Source organism: Actinotignum stranguriae, assembly GCF_051265215.1.
Lineage (GTDB): Bacteria > Actinomycetota > Actinomycetes > Actinomycetales > Actinomycetaceae > Actinotignum > Actinotignum schaalii_C.
In genome coordinates this window covers 68,623-85,641 of record NZ_JBOZCJ010000002.1, presented here as the reverse complement: position 1 = coordinate 85,641, position 17,019 = coordinate 68,623, and the positions used below count along the sequence as shown (strand labels likewise).

At 62.4% G+C, this 17,019-nt stretch carries 16 protein-coding genes; 3 read left to right on the top strand and 13 right to left on the bottom strand.

Features of this window, described 5'->3' with window-relative positions; genetic code table 11:
* Positions 1-57: 57 nt before the first annotated feature.
* The 6 genes from truB to rimP all read right to left on the bottom strand — a co-directional run bounded on the left by truB (position 58) and on the right by rimP (position 6,897).
* Positions 58-1,170 carry a tRNA pseudouridine(55) synthase TruB gene (gene truB / locus ACRQEG_RS01480; RefSeq protein ID WP_320758178.1) on the bottom strand — a complete coding sequence of 371 codons (1,113 nt, stop codon included), beginning with the start codon at positions 1,168-1,170 and terminating at the stop codon, positions 58-60.
* Positions 1,139-1,669 carry a 30S ribosome-binding factor RbfA gene (gene rbfA / locus ACRQEG_RS01475; protein ID WP_320758177.1) on the bottom strand — a complete coding sequence of 177 codons (531 nt, stop codon included), beginning with the start codon at positions 1,667-1,669 and terminating at the stop codon, positions 1,139-1,141. The genes truB and rbfA overlap by 32 nt, the downstream gene beginning before the upstream one ends.
* An 88-nt stretch (positions 1,670-1,757) precedes the next feature.
* Positions 1,758-4,820, bottom strand: a complete 3,063-nt coding sequence (gene infB / locus ACRQEG_RS01470; RefSeq protein WP_435730793.1) for a translation initiation factor IF-2 — start codon at positions 4,818-4,820, stop codon at positions 1,758-1,760.
* A 127-nt stretch (positions 4,821-4,947) separates the two neighbouring features.
* Positions 4,948-5,184, bottom strand: coding sequence for a YlxR family protein (locus tag ACRQEG_RS01465; protein WP_435733759.1), 237 nt, complete (start codon positions 5,182-5,184; stop codon positions 4,948-4,950).
* 70 nt (positions 5,185-5,254) lie between these two features.
* Positions 5,255-6,331: a transcription termination factor NusA gene (gene nusA / locus ACRQEG_RS01460; RefSeq protein ID WP_320757329.1), complete on the bottom strand. Its 1,077-nt coding sequence runs from the start codon at positions 6,329-6,331 to the stop codon at positions 5,255-5,257.
* Between the two features lie 14 nt (positions 6,332-6,345).
* Positions 6,346-6,897, bottom strand: coding sequence for a ribosome maturation factor RimP (gene rimP / locus ACRQEG_RS01455; protein WP_320757289.1), 552 nt, complete (start codon positions 6,895-6,897; stop codon positions 6,346-6,348).
* Between the two features lie 195 nt (positions 6,898-7,092).
* Here rimP and ACRQEG_RS01450 point away from each other — a divergent pair, with 195 nt between their 5' ends.
* Positions 7,093-8,232: a serine/threonine-protein kinase gene (locus tag ACRQEG_RS01450; protein WP_320757290.1), complete on the top strand. Its 1,140-nt coding sequence runs from the start codon at positions 7,093-7,095 to the stop codon at positions 8,230-8,232.
* A gap of 47 nt (positions 8,233-8,279) precedes the next feature.
* Positions 8,280-8,681, top strand: coding sequence for a hypothetical protein (locus ACRQEG_RS01445; protein ID WP_320757291.1), 402 nt, complete (start codon positions 8,280-8,282; stop codon positions 8,679-8,681).
* 146 nt (positions 8,682-8,827) lie between these two features.
* Here the strand turns inward: ACRQEG_RS01445 and ACRQEG_RS01440 are convergent, their stop codons facing one another.
* The 6 genes from ACRQEG_RS01440 to pyrH all read right to left on the bottom strand — a co-directional run bounded on the left by ACRQEG_RS01440 (position 8,828) and on the right by pyrH (position 14,703).
* Entirely contained in the window at positions 8,828-10,654 is a 1,827-nt protein-coding gene (locus tag ACRQEG_RS01440; RefSeq protein ID WP_435730811.1) for a proline--tRNA ligase, read from the bottom strand.
* Between the two features lie 194 nt (positions 10,655-10,848).
* On the bottom strand, positions 10,849-11,712 hold the full coding sequence (locus tag ACRQEG_RS01435; RefSeq protein ID WP_320757292.1) for a GNAT family N-acetyltransferase: 864 nt from the start codon (positions 11,710-11,712) through the stop codon (positions 10,849-10,851).
* Positions 11,713-11,722: 10 nt separating this feature from the next.
* Positions 11,723-12,262, bottom strand: coding sequence for a DivIVA domain-containing protein (locus ACRQEG_RS01430; protein ID WP_016442493.1), 540 nt, complete (start codon positions 12,260-12,262; stop codon positions 11,723-11,725).
* Between the two features lie 156 nt (positions 12,263-12,418).
* Complete coding sequence (locus ACRQEG_RS01425) at positions 12,419-13,297, bottom strand: phosphatidate cytidylyltransferase (protein WP_320757293.1); 879 nt, start codon at positions 13,295-13,297, stop codon at positions 12,419-12,421.
* Positions 13,297-13,854, bottom strand: a complete 558-nt coding sequence (gene frr, locus ACRQEG_RS01420; protein WP_016442491.1) for a ribosome recycling factor — start codon at positions 13,852-13,854, stop codon at positions 13,297-13,299. The genes ACRQEG_RS01425 and frr overlap by 1 nt, the downstream gene beginning before the upstream one ends.
* 99 nt (positions 13,855-13,953) lie before the next feature.
* Positions 13,954-14,703 (bottom strand): UMP kinase, encoded by a 750-nt coding sequence (gene pyrH / locus ACRQEG_RS01415; RefSeq protein WP_284898402.1) that lies wholly within the window; start codon positions 14,701-14,703, stop codon positions 13,954-13,956.
* Positions 14,704-14,767: 64 nt separating this feature from the next.
* Between pyrH and ACRQEG_RS01410 the strand changes: the two genes are divergently transcribed.
* Positions 14,768-15,862 carry a YeiH family protein gene (locus ACRQEG_RS01410; protein ID WP_016442489.1) on the top strand — a complete coding sequence of 365 codons (1,095 nt, stop codon included), beginning with the start codon at positions 14,768-14,770 and terminating at the stop codon, positions 15,860-15,862.
* A gap of 99 nt (positions 15,863-15,961) precedes the next feature.
* Here ACRQEG_RS01410 and ACRQEG_RS01405 read toward each other — a convergent pair whose 3' ends face one another.
* The gene (locus tag ACRQEG_RS01405) at positions 15,962-16,843 is read right to left on the bottom strand and encodes a formate/nitrite transporter family protein (protein ID WP_016442488.1); all 882 of its coding nucleotides are present in this window, start codon (positions 16,841-16,843) and stop codon (positions 15,962-15,964) included.
* Positions 16,844-17,019 lie beyond the last annotated feature (176 nt).

The window sequence follows — 17,019 nt, the reverse complement described above, 5'->3', positions numbered from 1 at the left end:
CATGCATCACCCCGCGCCGGTCACCTTCACGGTGCCGGCGCGGGAATTTTTATGCGTCTACACGCCGAGAGGGAATACTGTGGCCGGCCGGAAAGTATCCCCGTGCCGGTGCACAACCGCAACAAGGTCATCATCGCGCAGCAGGGCAACGGTGCCAGCTTCACTTCCCACACCGGGGGTATCTGCCTGCGCCATTCCTCGAGCGAGCCCGTCCTCCGGTGCCATTACTCCGGCAGAAGTCACTTCTCTCCCCCGCACTTTGAGGAACTGGCCGTGACGCACAGATTCGGCTTCAGATGGGTCAATCTGTGCTGTTGGCAGCGCACGAGCGGCCACCTGTGCCAGCGGGATGACCGGGAGCTGTGCCCCGTTCTCCACCAGTTGCGCCAATTCCGCTATGCTCACCGCTTCGTCTTGGCTGAAGCCACCTACGCGGGTGCGTCGCAACGAGCTCATAAGGGCCGCGCATCCCAGCGCTATCCCGGTATCGCGGGCTAGGGCGCGGACGTACGTACCCGAGGAGCAGCTCACTTCCACATCAACATCCGCAACCGATAGCGGTGCTTCTTCGGCTTCGACCTGATGCGCACCATCCCCCAGAGCCGCGCCATCCGGTACCACCACGTTATCGGTCTCCACGTGGCGCCAACGGAGCTCCCCGCTACGCTCCAGCCGCGCGATATGAACCGGCACCGCATCGAGCACCACCTCCTGGCCAGCTCGAGCCAGGTCATAGGCCCGCTTGCCGGCGATCTTCTTGGCCGAATACGCCGAGGGCACCTGGGAGATGTCACCTTGTAGGGAGGAGAGGGCAGCGTCAAGCTGCGCCGTCGTTCCAGAAAAACCTGGAGCGGACGTGACGGTACCGGTGCAGTCCTCGGTATCGGAGCCGATGCCGAGTGTAAACGTGGCCCGGTAGTCTTTATCGGCTCCGCTCAGGTAGGTGAGGAGCCGGGTACCTGCGCCGATGCCCACCACAAGCACCCCGGTGGCCATCGGGTCGAGAGTGCCGGCATGCCCCACTTTGCGGGTGGCGCATAAACGACGCAGCGCGGCAACGACATCGTGGGAGGTCACTCCGGCGGGTTTATCAATAATCAGAACGCCGCTCGGCGCCGGATACTGCGCGCGGGGTAGATCAGGCCAAGGATTCTGGCGCATCGGTTTCATGCGGTGCCTCCGGGGCAGACGGAGCATGCGGGAGCGACGGTGCCTCGGAGCCTGACGGGGTGGCACCACCGTCCTCCGTTACCTCACGGGGCTTACGGTAGGGATCGGCTTCCCCCGCGTATTCCTTTCCCTCCGCGTTGCGCGCCAGTTCGGCATCACGGTGCAGGGCCGCGGCCAACACATCCTCAAAAGTGCGGGCACCTTCGGGTAGTTCGTCGGCCACGAATTCCAGGGTAGGGGTGAGCCGCAAGCCGAGCTGGCGCCCCACTTCCGAGCGCAACGCGCCCTTGGCCGCTTCCAGTCCGCGGGCGGCATCTTTCACCTGGTGCTCGTGCCCGATCGCGGTGAAGAATACGGTGGCATGCTGGAGATCACCGGTCACCCGGGTATCGGTAATGGTCACCATATTCAGGCGTGGGTCTTTCATACGGGTGTTAATGGTTTGCGCCACGATCTGCTGGATGCGTTTCGCCACCCGTTCCGCACGGGGATTAGCCATCTTCGTCTCCTTTATTACTGGTGATATGCTGCGGCCCGCCAGCGCCAGTGGCGATCCGGCGGGCCGCAACATTCCTCAGAACTGGCCCCTAGCTGCGAGCCTTCTCCTGCATCTCGAAGGTTTCAATAATGTCGCCTTCGTGAATATCGCGGTAGCCGAGCGTAATGCCGCATTCGTAGCCTTCGCGTACTTCGGTAACATCGTCCTTTTCGCGGCGCAGCGAGACAATTTCGAGCTCGGGTTGTACCACGACGCCGTCGCGTACCAACCGTGCCTTCGCCCCGCGCTTGATCGCGCCAGTGCGGACAATGGAGCCGGCAATGGTGCCGGCCTTGCCCGAGCGGAAGAGCTGGCGCACTTCGGCGCTGCCCAGCTGAACTTCCTCGAGAACGGGCTTGAGCATGCCCTTGAGGGCCGCTTCCACTTCCTCGATGGCCTGGTAGATGACCGAGTAGAACTTCATCTCCACGCCTTCGCGTTCGGCCAGATCCGCTACGCGTTCCGCCGGGCGCACATTGAAACCGATAATGACGGCGTTATCAACGGTTGCGAGATTGACGTCGTTCTGGGTGATAGCACCCACACCACGGTGGATGATCTGCAGCGCCACTTCGTCGTCGACCTCAATATCGAGAAGCGAGGATTCCAGCGCTTCCACCGCACCGGAGGAATCGCCCTTGATAATAAGGTTGAGCGTTTCGACGCTGCCTTCCTTAAGGACATCCCCGAGGTTCTCCAGCGAGACGCGCTTGCGACGCCGTGCCAGAGAAGCCGCCCGTTGGGCCGACTCGCGCTGTTCGGCAATTTGGCGTGCGGTTCGTTCGTCGTCTGCCACGAGGAAGGCATCCCCGGCGGAGGGCACCGCGTCCAAGCCGAGCACCTGGACCGGCATGGAGGGGCCGGCTTCCTTGACCGGGTTGCCGCTGGCATCGAACATGGCACGCACGCGCCCGTGGGCAATACCCACCACGATGGGATCGGAGATCCGCAGCGTACCGGTTTGCACCAGTGCGGTAATCACCGAACCGCGGCCCTGATCGAGCTTCGCTTCGATGGCAACACCGCGCGCGGTGCGATCCGGATTGGCCTTGAGTTCCAGTTCGGCATCGGCCACGTAAAGGATGGCTTCGAGGAGATCGTCGATGCCGATACGCTGCTTGGCCGACACGTCGAGGAACATGGTGTCCCCGCCGTATTCTTCGGCGATGAGGCCGTATTCGGTTAGCTGGCTGCGCACCTTCTGCGGGTTGGCGCCTTCCACGTCGATCTTGTTGACCGCGACGATGATCTTCACACCCGCGGATTGCGCGTGGTTGATAGCTTCCACCGTCTGGGGCATCACACCGTCGTCCGCGGCGACCACGAGGATCGCGATGTCGGTAATATCCGCACCGCGGGCGCGCATCTGGGTGAAGGCTTCGTGACCGGGGGTATCAATGAACGTGATCGCCCGGGTTTCGCCTTCGTATTCGATATCGGTCTGGAAAGCACCGATGGCCTGGGTAATACCGCCCGATTCGGTACCTTCCACCCGCGAGTGGCGGAACGCATCGAGGAGCTTGGTTTTACCGTGGTCCACGTGGCCCATAACGGTAACAACCGGGGGACGCGGCTTGAGGTTCTCTTCGTCTTCCAGGAGCTCTTCTTCTTCGAGGTTAATATCGAAGCTCTCCAGGATTTCACGATCCTCATCCTCAGCGGAGAGAACTTCCACCTCGTAGCCGAGTTCGGCTCCCAGCAGCTTGAAGGTATCTTCGTCCAGCGACTGGTTCATCGTGGCCATTTCGCCCATGCGGAAGAGCACGGTGATGAGGGCCGCCGAGGACGCACCGATACGTTCGGCGAAGTCCGCCAGCGAAGCACCCTGGCGCAGGCGCACCACGGTGGAGCCATCCCCGCGGGGAACCTGGACGCCGGAAAGCATTGGCGAGGACTGTGCCTCGTATTCTTCGCGCCGGGTCCGCTTGGACTTGCGGCCTCCGCCACCTCCGCGGCGCCCGAAAGCACCGGCGGTGGAACCGCCGCGCGAGCGCCCGCCACTGCGGGTGAAACCGCCCGTGGGCCGACCCTGACCGCCGCGGTTCTGACCGCCACCAGCCGGGCCCCGCCCGCGGCCACCGCCGCGACCGCCCCGCCCGGAGGAGGGAGCACCGGCCATCTGGTTAGGCATCATCGCCGGCGAGGGGCGCGAACCTCCGTGCCCGCGCCCGCCACCGGAACGCTGCCCGCCGCCACCGTGGTTGTTCTGATGCGAGCCCTGATGCGCACCGGGGCGGGGAGTACCCGCATTCTTGCGCCCGCCACCGGGACGGGGCATACCTTGCGAAGTGGCATACGGATTATTGCCGGGCCGCGGGCCGCGCCCGCCACCGGGACGGGGCATACCCTGCGAGGTGGCATAAGGGTTGTTCCCGGGGCGCGGGGTGCGCTGATCGGCTTCGGCACGCGCCGCCTTGGCGGATTTCACCGCGCCGCGCGGGGTAGGAATATTGGAGCGGCCGGAGTGCCCATTTTCCTGGGGCTTTGCGCCGCCGTGCGCGGCATCAGCGCCGTGCCCAGTTCCCGCTCCCTCGGACTTGCCGGACGGTGCAGACGCACCGGGCTTGGGAGCCGGTTTCGGCGTGGCTTGCTGCGGGCCGGGCTTACCGGGCTTCGGGGCCGCACTGCCATGAGCGCCAGCTGCGGAGCCGGGCTTAGGCACACCGGCGCTAGCGCCGGTTCCGGTAACGGCTCCGGCAGCGCCTGCCACCGCGGCCGGGGTGGGCGCCGCGGCACTATCCGAACGCTGCTTGGCAGGAGTCGGCTTCGGGCCGGGCTTGGGTGCGCCGGTGCCGGCAACACCGGAGTTCGCGGCTGCCTTCGCCTGCGCCGTCACATCGACAATCGAGGCCGAACCGGCGGGCATATCCACCGCATCGGGTGCCACGGGATGCTTACGGGCAGGTTTGCGCGGTGCCGGCTTTGCGCTCCCCTTGGATTCAACCAATTCGGGGTGCGCTTCAAAGTATTCACGTGCTTTACGCACAACAGGTGCCTCAATGGTGGACGAGGCAGATTTGACGAATTCGCCATTCTCCTTGAGTGTGGCCAGCAGCTTCTTGCTGGTCACCCCCAGTTCTTTGGCGAGTTCATGGACGCGGACTTTTGCCACAGTTCTCCTTCGTTGGGCCCGGCAAAAGTGCGCGCGGACCCGCTAAATCCGGTTGTTCATCGTTGGGTACTCATCGGGTGCCCATCAGCTTCCAACCCGCTTTCTTGGTCTCGGGTTTTCGCTCCGCTCACGCGAGCGAACTGATTACTTCTGTTACGGCATGCGGAGGAAGAACGACGGCGCAGCGAAAGGCATGCGCAAGTTGTCCCGTCCGCATTCCCCTGGCTAGACAGTCAGGGTGGGCGTGCACCCACGCACCCCGGCCGGGCAGTCGCTGTTCTCTATCCACAACAACTCCCGCATCGGTTAGCGCTAAGCGCACCAGATCCTCCCGGGCAGCACGCTGACGGCACCCCACGCACATGCGCGGATTTTTCGCCATCATCCCACCGCCTCGAAATTCACACCCTATCTATTTTAGCGGCAAGATGCTACTAGCGCACGTCATCATGCACGTGTGCCGCGTGATCTTCCCCGTGTTCAGCATCGTTGGGGGCTTCGCCACCGGAAATTTCCGCGACGGGAGCTTCGTGCACATCGGATTCTTTACGAATATCGATGGACCACCCGGTGAGCTTGGCTGCTAGGCGCACATTCTGCGCTTCTTTACCGATAGCGAGGGATGCCTGCCCATCGGGAACAATGGCGCGGGCCTGGCGTTTCTCCACGGAGATGATATCCACCCGGGTTACCTTCGCGGGGGACAGTGACGCGGCGATAAATACCGCCGGATCATCGTTGTAATCAACGATGTCAATTTTCTCCCCACCCAGCTCCGTGGTGACCGCACGCACGCGCTGACCGTTATGGCCAATACATGCACCCTTGGCATTAACCTCCGGATCCTCGGCGTACACGGCAAGCTTGGAGCGGTGCCCCGCTTCGCGCGCGAGCGCCACGAGTTCCACCGTCCCACTGGCAATTTCAGGCACTTCCAGTTCAAAGAGACGGCGCACAAAATCCGGGTGGGTACGCGAGAGCCGAATAGAAGCACCACGGCTGGTGACCACTACGTCCAAGACAAGGGCGCGGATGCGATCCCCCCTGTTGAGATGCTCGGTAGGAACCTGTTCCTCCGCTCGCAAAATAGCTTCGTGGTCCCCCACTTCCACGAGGAGATCGCGGGAGAAGCTATCGCGTCCGGCCCGGCCTTGCACAACGCCGGAAATAATGTCACCCTGCTTATTTTTGAAGGAGCCGAGCACGCGATTCGCCTCGGCTTCCTTGAGGCGCTGGGCGATAACGGATTTCGCCGTCGCCGTCGCAATGCGCCCAAAATCGTGCGGGGTGTCATCGAATTCACCGACGACATTACCCTCTTCGTCAATTTCCGGGGCCCACACCACGATTTTTCCGGTGCGCCGATCCATATCGACCCGGGCCCCGCGAATCGCGCCGGGCACCCGCGCATAGGCGTGCAACAGGGCATCTTCAATTGCTTCGACGAGTACATCGGAGCTCAGGCCAAGTTCACTTTCCAGGGCCCGCAGCTCGTTCATGTGAATTTGAATATCCACGATTTCTCCTACTCTTCCTCGCCGTCGCGATGGAATTCAATATCAACGCGGGCCCGTTCCACCCGGCCAATGGGTAAGCGCCGTTCCGCTCCCCCGTTATCCGATGCGAGGACCAGGGTATCGCCCTCGACGGCGCGCAGCCGGCTCACGATCTCGTCTTCACCGGAGGGTGTCAGACGCAGCAGGCGCCCCACTGCGCGGGAAAAGTGGCGCGGTTCCACGAGCGGGCGGGTGGCACCGGGGGTGGACACTTCCAGGTTATAGGCACCCTGAACGAGGTCGACGTCGTCCAAACGCGCGGAAATAAGACGCGAAACGTCGGTCAGTTGATCCGAGCCAACACCGCCGGGGCCGCTGGGGAGATCGACCGTGACGTGAACGACGGCGCGCCCACCGGCACGGCCCACCGTTACGCCTTCCAGGTAGAGCCCGCATTGGGAAACAAGAGGTTCAATCGCGGCGATGATTTCGCCGATCCGCTGTGCCTGACTGGATTTACGGGGCCCGGTAGAGCGGCGGTCCCGCCGCGCGGGAGGACGCGAACTCTTGGAATGACTCATGGGCTAATCCTACAGTTTCCGCGCCGCGCCGTGGTACACGGGCGTGCCAAGCGGTGCCTACGTCGCAGGTATCACCGCCGTTGCCCACGGTGGCACGGTGCGCAGCGCACCATCATCAGCGCGCGCACCGTCTCCCAGGCCGATCGAGGTGGCACAATGTAAGCGGTTTTATTCTCGTCACGAAAGCGGAGAAGCATGGCAGCTGCACCCCGGAGCGGAGCGCTCGCTCATCGGCGCACCTCTCAGCCGGTTCGAACCACGGTGCAGCTGGTGGGCACCGCCGTGCTTACGATCCTCATCATTGGCGCCATTCTTATTGCGATGGGAGCACGGTGGGAACACGGCGACCCCTCCCCCACACCTATGACGATGACGCAGGAACTGCGCCAAAGTCTTGCCGTGGCATCCCAGCGGTGCTCGGCAGCCGCCACCGATCTGGCCGCTGAAACGGGCGGCTACACCGCGCAGGTATACCAGGATGTTGCCGAGCACGCGAGCATATGGGAGAACCAGCTTGGTGGGGTATGGCAGGCGTGGCCGAGCGGAGCCCCGGCCGGGCATACAAATTCTCCCGAGCCTTCTCCCCTGGCTCCCGATGCTGCTGAATTACTCGCGGAATTATCCAAGATTAGCTCCGCGGCGGTAACGGCAGCGGATGCGCTACTGCCCGAAGCGGAAACTCCGGCGAAAGGCGCGACCGCGAGTACGGCGGATGGCGCAACAGACGGCGCAGCGAAAGGCCTCGTCGCTCGCGAGGAGATATCTGAGGAAGTAGCCGGCGAGCGCGCACTTTATTTCGCTATTGCGCTGCGGGCAACGTGGGATGCCCAGGTAGTGGCCGAGGCTAGCGGGTTACCCGCCCCGGATCCCTTTGGTGCCGCGGCTGCGGGTGGCCCTAGGTACGACGTCGCCCAGCTGGTACCAGCGGGCGGCGACGCGAAGCTTCTCGCTGCCGCGAATACGGCCCGCCAGTGGTACGAAGTTGATGCGGCACGCCGGGATATGGAGGGACATGCCGAGCGCATGGAACGCATCGCGCGCATTGCTGATCTGGAGGAAGCCCTACTTCGCGCCGGCACCCCGGATACCCGCGCCGCCAGCATTCCCCTCCCGGCTGTTGCAGACGATGAGCTCGCATCCGCCGCGTATGCCACTTTGATCGGTGCACTATGGCAAAGCGGAGCGCCGGCCACGGAGGCTCTTAATTTTGCGCTTGTTTTGGATGGTGGTGGCGGCGGGACCGCTGCGGGCGGTGTTATCGGGCCCAGCGGTGCCACGAGCCAGAGCCTCGGTAGTGCAGCACTCCCCGGGCTTTCACCGCACACGGCAGGCTAATTACGTTATGTCCACGATAATCACTACCAATACGGTACGTTGTTTGCATGCGGACAAACAGCGATTCTCCCAGCGATGAGTCAAAGCAGCCCAGCTTCAATGACCCGTTGCCGCGTTCAGATGAAGACTCTGTCATTGAGCGGCGTATGCGGCGCATTTTAGACCTGCTTGCCGATTATGTTCTGTGGATTTTCTTGCTGCTCACTTTCCACATCAATAATTCACGGGCATTACTCGAGAAAAAAGTGGGCTACGGCGAGGCGCTCGCCTACCAATGGCCGCGTTTGTTAGGCGCCTGCGCCGTTTTCACGGTTTTATTCGTTATCGTCAAGAAATACCGCAAGCCCGGCAGTAAACCGCCACGTTTCGGGTTCAACCTTGAGACCGTCGCGGATATGGGAACTCTCCTGGCTTTCTGCTTCGCGGTGGGGGTCCTAGGTGCCTTTTAGCTGAACACAGCCCGGATACCGGCCAGTTCCGCCCCGCCCCCGAGCACACAAAATGCGCTTCCAGAACATACATATTTATGTAGCTGGAAGCGCATTTTGTGGTTACGAGCAAGATCCGAGCACACTGTCAGCCAGCGTGGGAAGGATTACTCGCTAGCCTGGGCAGCAGCCAGAATCTCCTGTACCCGAGCGGCGGCATCCGCCACCGCCACGTCTTCGGATTCCCCGGTGGCGCGGGTGCGTACTTCCACCGTTCCATTGGCCAGACCCCGGCCAACCACCACCGCGTAGGGCATGCCCAGGAGCTCGTAATCAGCGAATTTCACTCCGGCGCTCACCTTACGGCGGTCATCGAAGAGGACTTCGATACCCGCGGCGGTCAGCTGTTTCGCTAAGTCCTCGGCGGCAGAGAAGACGGCGTCGTCCTTACCGGTAGCAAGAATATGTACCTGCGCGGGCGCTACGCCCACCGGCCAGACCAGGCCCTTCTCATCGTGGTACTGCTCGGCAATAGCGGCGAGGACGCGGGACACACCCACCCCGTAGGAACCCATGGTGACCACGCGAGTTTTACCGTTTTCGTCGAGCACCGTGAGGCCTAGAGCCTCGGCGTATTTGCGCCCCAGCTGGAAAATATGGCCAATTTCGATACCGCGCGCGATATCGAGCGGGCCCGAACCGTCCGGGGCTTCGTCGCCGGCACGTACTTCCGCGGCTTCGATGGTGCCATCGGCCTCGAAATCGCGTCCGTAGACCAGGTTGAAAATATGCTTATCCACCGCGTTGCCGCCGGCGATCCAGCGCGAGCCGCGGGCCACGTGGGGGTCAAGGAGGAGGCGCGCCACCGGCACCGTTGCGCCGTCGCCAGCACCGTCAGCTCCGTCGCCGGAATTGTCAGCAACGGCGCCACCGCGGGCCTGCGGGCCAACCGCACCGGGGCCGGTATAACCCGGCACGATTCCCGGGTACTTCTCCATATCCTCAGGAGCAGCAAGCTCCACCTCGGCCGGCGCCAAGCTGGCTTCCACGCGCTTCATATCAACTTCGCGGTCCCCGGGAAGAGCGATGACCACCACTTCTTTCTCCCCATCGGGATGAGTGAGGGTAACGATTACCGACTTGAGCGTATCTGCGGCGCTCCAGGGGCGGTCCGAACGCGGATGCACCTGATTTGCCATCTCAACCAGGTCAGCGATAGTTTTCGCCCCGGGGGTATCCACCAGCTCGGGTGCCGGAACGTCAGAGAAGTCCTGCTTGGGAAGCGGCGGCGTCGTAACCGCTTCGGTATTCGCAGCGTAACCACCCGCGGACCGGACAAAAGTATCCTCCCCAATCGCGGTGGGGAACAGGAACTCTTCCGAACGCGAGCCGCCCATTGCCCCGGACATCGCGGAAACAATCGCGTAAGGCAGACCCAAGCGCTCGAAAATACGCTGGTAGGCGGCGCGCATCGTATTGTAGGAAGCGTCCAGCCCCGCCTCGTCCATATCAAAGGAATACGCATCCTTCATGACGAATTCGCGCCCGCGAATCACGCCGGCGCGCGGGCGGGCCTCATCGCGGTACTTCGTTTGGATTTGATAGAGCGTAAGAGGCAGATCCTTGTAGGAAGAATAAAGATCCTTGACGAGAAGCGTGAACATTTCCTCGTGCGTGGGGGCAAGCAACATGTCGTTACCCTTGCGATCCACCAGCTTGAAGAGGGTGGGGCCGTATTCACTCCAGCGGTTTGTCGCTTCGTAAGGTTCGCGCGGGAGCAGGGCCGGGAAAAGTACTTCCTGAGCCCCGGATGCATCCATTTCTTCGCGGACAACCCGCTCCACTTTCCGCAGCACGCGCAAGCCGAGCGGCAGCCAGGTGTAAATACCTGGGGCCACGCGCCGCACGTACCCGCCGCGGACTAGGAGCTTATGACTGGCGACCTCGGCGTCGGCCGGGTCTTCGCGCAAGGTGCGCACAAAAAGACTAGACATTCTCAGCACGCCCGCCATTCTACCCGCTCATGATGCAGGACGGCGCGGCACCGGTGGTGGATGGGGCAACGGCGCAAACGGGGCACGGCCCACTCGGCGCACCGGAGCGGATGGTGGGAACGGTACCCGAGCGGAGCAACAGCGCCAAACGGAGCGGCAACGTGATGCCAGAGGGTACATGCGGCGCCCTGAAGCTAGAGGAGGACCGTTGCCCATTCCCCCGCGCGGCTAAAACCTACGTGCTGGTAGAGCCTAACCGCGGCGGTATTGTAGTCATTGACGTAGAGGGAGACGGTGGATGCATAGCGGGCGCGCACCTGGTCGACGACGCTGGCCATCGCCCGGGTCGCTATCCCACGTCCCCGTAGGTCAGGAGCAGTCCATACACCTTGGATCTGCGCCACTCCCCCGGCCAATGCACCGATATCAGCCTTGAATTCCACCCGCGGGGCGCCGGTGGCGGGATCGATGCCCATGCGCACGAAAGTGTAACCGGAGCGGATCAGCTCACGGACCCGCCGCCCGTAGCTCGGCCCATAAACAGTCGGGTCGTATCCGACTTCCTCGGTGAACATGGCGACTGCCGCGGGGAAAACAGCGTCGAATTCCCAGGGCTCGGCCGGACGCACCTGCGGATCTGGTGCTACCGCGGAGGCGTGAGTCATGGAGAGGGAATACTGGCGCGCACGAATTTCGCGAGCGGGGCTCCAGGAGCGCTCCAGATGCTCCCACAGTCCAAGAACCTGATCGGCTGGCCCGAGGATGGAGCAGGCTACCCGATGGCGGGAAAGAATATCGTCGCCCAGTTCACGCAGACCCGCCGGGGAAAATCCCAGGGGAATAATATTGCCGCCGTCCCAGGCTAGTGCTTCAATATCGCGGCGGTGCATCGCCGCCAGCGCCGAGGATGTCCCCACGCCCATGCGTTCTACATTGACGCGGGCGAGCACGGAGTTGATCGGGTCGCGGGCTAAAAATTCCAGAGCGCGGGATTTATCCGCGCCCGTGAGACGGCGCAGCGAGGACGCAGCTCGATGCGGCCAAATGGAGCGTTTCATCGCAGTGTGTTTACTCCACCGCAAGCAAGACGCTGACAGCCCGCTCGAGGAACACATCAACGACGGCTTCGTCATAAGCGTTTTTCCCGCGTGATTCCGGGAAAATAGCGTCGCGTACCACTTCTGAGGTGATGGTTTCTTCACCGTCGAAATACCGGGCGAGGCGATCGAGCAGTTCGTCAACATCCGATTTGCGGTATCCCCAGCCTTCAGCGTCAGCAAAACGCTGCCCGGCCGGGCGCAGGAGGCGCGGATAAAGGCTTTTAGCATCCTGGTAGGCGAGGTTGAGCCAGGCTTGTTCCCCACGCGCCCCGATAGTATTAGCCCGCTTAAGATGAATAAAGGCAGCTTCGAGACGGTCGAGAGCAGCATCTACCCGGGCCGGATCATATCCGCCACGCTGGCGGGAAAAACCGGCACGCCGCACATCCGTTTCGTCCATATCACCAGTGCCCCGCGAATATGCGTCTTTTGCGCGGGCGAGGAAATCATCGACCTGCTCGGTATTGTATCCGCGCGTGAGCGGACCCACTCGTTTAAACGTGCTCACAACTCACCTCACTTATCTACGCCGGCACCACGGTGCCGACCTGCCGACCTTCCCTCTTAATGTGCCGCACTCATTTTGCCATATGCGCCCACCACACGCCGCTCTCGCTCACAGCGCAGTCGCACCGTACACCGGGCTCGCCTTACCGGGCTTGCCTCAGAACACCCCTTGCGCCACCGCGAAGAAAAGGTAGCAGAACGGCGCCCACAGCAGGATGGAATCAATACGATCAAGCATGCCACCGTGCCCGGGGAAAATTGCACCCATATCTTTAACACCGAGCCAGCGTTTGAGGCGTGATTCAAGCAGATCACCGGCAGTGCAGCACACCACCGCTGCCATCCCGATACCGAAGGCCCACCACACGCTGTGCCCGAGAGCCACTGTGGCAAGCAACAATGCCACCACCAGGCAGGCCAGGATTGATCCCGCCAACCCCTCCCAGGTTTTCTTCGGCGAAATTCGCGGGGCGAGCGGATGGCGCCCAAAAAGCACCCCGGCAGCCCAGCCCCCGGTGTCATTGGCAACGGGCAAAAGGATGAGTGCTGCCACCATCCACGCCGGGGAATCCAGCTGGCACAGTGCCACCGCGAAACTCCCCAGCACGCTAACCCATAGAGAGACGAACACCGCGCAGGCGGCGTCGCTCACTTGCGCGCGCGCCCGGTCGCGTAGCCCCAACCACAGGGCGCAGGCCACCACCGTTGCCCCGAAAGCCAGCATGGCTGCACCGAGTCCGCGCCACCAGGCCAGCGCCAGTATCACGATATTCCCGGCCAGTAGCGTCGTGAGCGGCAGTCGGATACGGCGCGCGAGAAACGCGCCCGCGGCCTCCCATACGGCAAAGCTGAGCGCCACCACCACGAGCACCACAAAGAGCTCGATACGCCAGAGAACGCTAAGCGCCACCAGCGCTAGCAGGATGAGCGCGGTGGGCACGGCGGCTTTGAGGTTACGTCCGGCCCGCGAGGAGGTGGGGCGCGGCGGTTGCGGGGGACGCGGAGCGAGCAGGCTCCGCAACGAGGGGCGCGACATTAGATTTCGAGCAGGTCCTTTTCCTTGCCTTCGAGGAGCTTATCGATCTGCTCCACGAAGCTCTTCGTCAGCTTTTCCAGTTCGTCTTCGGCGCGCTTGACTTCATCTTCCCCGGCCTCGCCATCTTTTTGGATAGCTTCGAGGGTGTCCTTCGCCTTGCGACGTACTGCGCGGATGGACACGCGCCCGTCTTCAGCGCGGTTGCGAGCCAGCTTGACGTAGTCCTTGCGGCGTTCCTCGGTCAGAGCCGGGAGGTTCACGCGCAGCACATTGCCGTCATCGGAGGGATTGACGCCCAGGTCGGATTCGCGCAGCGCCTTATCAATGCCCTGCTTGGCACCTGGGTCGAAAGGCGTGATCATCACGGTGCGCGGTTCGGGAATGGTAATGGTGGCTAGCTGCTGGAGCGGCGTGAGGGTGCCATAGTAGTCCACCAGAATCGGGTTAAACATCCCGGCACTGGCCCGCCCGGAGCGGATATGCGAAAATTCTTCGCTGGTTGCTTCAATAGTTTTGCCCATCTTTTCGCGGGCTTCGCGCAAAGCTTCTTCAATCATCTTTTTTCCTTCGCAGTTTCGTTCACGGCGCGTAGCTACGTGGTACGACGACGCAGCTACCATGCGCCCGATGTGACATATCTTACCGGCTTAGCGGGGCTATACGCCCTGGGCGGAGACCACCGTTCCAATATTCTCACCGCGCAGCGCTGCGGTGACGTTACCCGGCTCGGTCATACCGAAAACCCGCATCGGCAGAGAGTTATTCCGTGCCAGAGCAAAGGCGGCACCGTCGGCCACCTGGAGATTATGGGAAAGCACCGTATCGTAGCTGATAGCGGTGAGCTTTTCCGCTTCCGGATGGGTGCGCGGATCTGCGGTATAGACTCCGTCCACCCCGTTCTTGCCCATAAGAAGCTCATCGCAGCGCAGCTCCAGGGCACGCTGGGCGGAAACCGTGTCGGTGGAGAAGTAGGGCATGCCGGCTCCGGCACCGAAAATAACCACCCGTCCCTTCTGGAGGTGACGGATGGCGCGCAAGGGAATATAGGGTTCGGCAATCTGCGTCATCTGAATTGCGGTTTGCACGCGACACTGGGTTCCGGCCTGCTCGATAAAATCCTGGAGCGCGATCGCGTTCATAACGGTACCGAGCATCCCCATATAGTCCGCCCGGGCACGATCCATTCCAGATTGCTGCAATTCAGCTCCGCGGAAGAAGTTTCCTCCACCAACAACAATGGCTACTTCGATTCCAGAAGCCGCCGCTTCGGCAATTTCCCCGGCGACACGCTGGAGTACCGCGGCATCGACGCCAACACTACCCGCCCCGAAAGTTTCCCCAGATAATTTAAGAAGAACTCGGCGGACCCCATCCGAGCTCGCATCATGTTCCAGTAGCGTCACCATTGCCTCCCGTCGCTCAGTTCATCGGGCTTAACCATACCAGCGCGCACTGGGGCATAATATCCGGGTGTCTAATGAAAATACTTCTTCTGATGCCGCCACATGGGCGGCGTCACTGCGCGCCCTCACGCCGGGCGTACTGCTTGCCGCTCTCATCGCGGTAGCATCCTGGGGCCTGAGTAAACTGATGCCCCTGCTTTCCGCCATGCTCTTCGCTATCGTATTGGGCATGCTGGTGCGCAACCTGGGACTTATTCCTCGTTCAGCAAACCGCGGTCTCACTTTCACCTCCAAACGGGTACTGCGCACCGGGGTGGTACTCCTGGGGCTGCGCCTGTCCATCCCCGCAATTTTGGGCTTGGGCTGGGGTACCCTCATCACGATCGTCACCTGCGTGACCGCAACGATGCTCATTTCTGTGCCCCTGAGCAAACTCCTGCGGGTGCCCCACGCTTCGGCTATTCTCACCGCCGTGGGTACCTCCATCTGCGGGGCCTCCGCGGTGGCGGGAACTTCCGCCGTGGTGCGGGTGCGTAACGAAGATGAACGCGATACCGCCGCGGCAACCGCTATTGCCTGCGTGACGCTTTTCGGTACCCTCACCCTGGTGGCACTCCCCTGGCTCGCCCACCTGCTGGACTTGAGTGCCAACCAGGCGGCTGTATGGATGGGCGCCACCATTCACGAAGTTGGCCAGGTGGTGGCCGCCGCCAATATTTACGGTGGGGTTGCCGATACCGCTACTGCCGCCAAGCTTGGGCGCGTGGTGTGCCTGGCCGCGGTGATCGCCGTGGTGGGGCTACTGGAGCGCGCAGCTAAGCAACGCGAGGCCCGCGCCGCGGGGCTGGACGGTGCGGCACTCGATACTCACGGCCATACGCGGAGCTCCGCACCTCTCATCCCGTTATTCGTACTCGGCTTCCTGATCGCGGTGGGGATCGCCTCCGTGCTGGAAAACCAGGCTTGGGCGGCCAGCGCCTTGCAGATTCTTGGTAACGACGTCGCCAACTGGCTCCTCATCGCCGCCATGGGCGCCATGGGCGCCGGCGTTCATCTCAAAACGATTATGCATACGGGGGCACGCACCGTCCTCTTCGGTTTCCTTCTCACTCTGGTGATTGTGGGGATCGGACTGGCGTGCGTGGCCGTTTTTGTGGTGTAGCAACGGCGTAAGATGCACGAAGCGGGGGCTTTCCTACGTAGATGGAAGCCCCCGCTTCGTGTATGTCCATATGCGGGCACGTTACGGTATCGGCGTGGATTACTTCAACGGCGCGTCGTAAACGTCGGCTGCGTCGTCGTCACGCAGATACGCAACCCAGAAGTAGGTGGCGAGGATGAAACCGCCGCCCACAATATTGCCAAGAATCACCACGCCGATATTGAGGGCAACGGCGCCCGGCGTGAATGCGGCGTAGTCAGCGAGCCCGTGACCGGAAGCGAGGACCGCTTCGGAATTCCAGAAAGCATCCCCGCCCCAGTACTTGCACATAAGGCCGAGCGGAAGCAGGAACATATTGGCCACCGAGTGCTCGAATCCGGCGGCAACGAAAAGCGGGATGGGGCATAGACAGGCGAGAATCTTATCCGCCGTAGAACGCCCCGATTGCGCAATCCATACACCGGCACACACCGCGATATTCGCGAGCACGCCCAGGAGGAAGGCCTCCGGGATAGAATGCGCGGCCTTGCCCGCCGCGGTATGGAGGGCAACCTCCCCCCACGCCCCGCCGTTGGAGAGCGCCTGGCCCGCGCCAAAGACGAGCAACGCCAAAAACAGCGCACCAACCAAATTGCCGGCCAAAGAAGTGCCCCAGTGAGCGAAGAACCGCCGGGGACGCACCCTCTTGTGGTAGAGCGGCATAACCGTCATCGTGGTTGAGGTGAAGAGATCCGAGCCGGTCAGCACCACCAGGATGAGGCCAACCGAGAAGCACAGGCCTCCCAGGACTTTCGCCGGGCCGAGCGGACCGTCGGCCAGGCCCTGTTGCGACGTAATGTAGAAAATGTAGCCCATGCCAATGAAGGCGCCGCCCGAGAGTGCCATCACGAAGGATCGCGTCAGCGGTTTCTTAGTTTTCTTGTATGCCGCGCGGGCGTTCTCAACCGCGAGGGTGTGCGGATCGGGAATGGTTATGCTCACCTCTTACTCCTTTGTCAGTTCAGCGCCCCTCATCTTATGTGAAAGTGCCCGGTGGGAGCTATAGACATTTATGAGCAGATAGGGACAGGGCACGGTGCGTGAGGGTACGACGACGGAGCTGTGCGCCCCGTCCTTGCCGGACGGAGCGCACAGCTCAACTATCTCACGCTACCTGT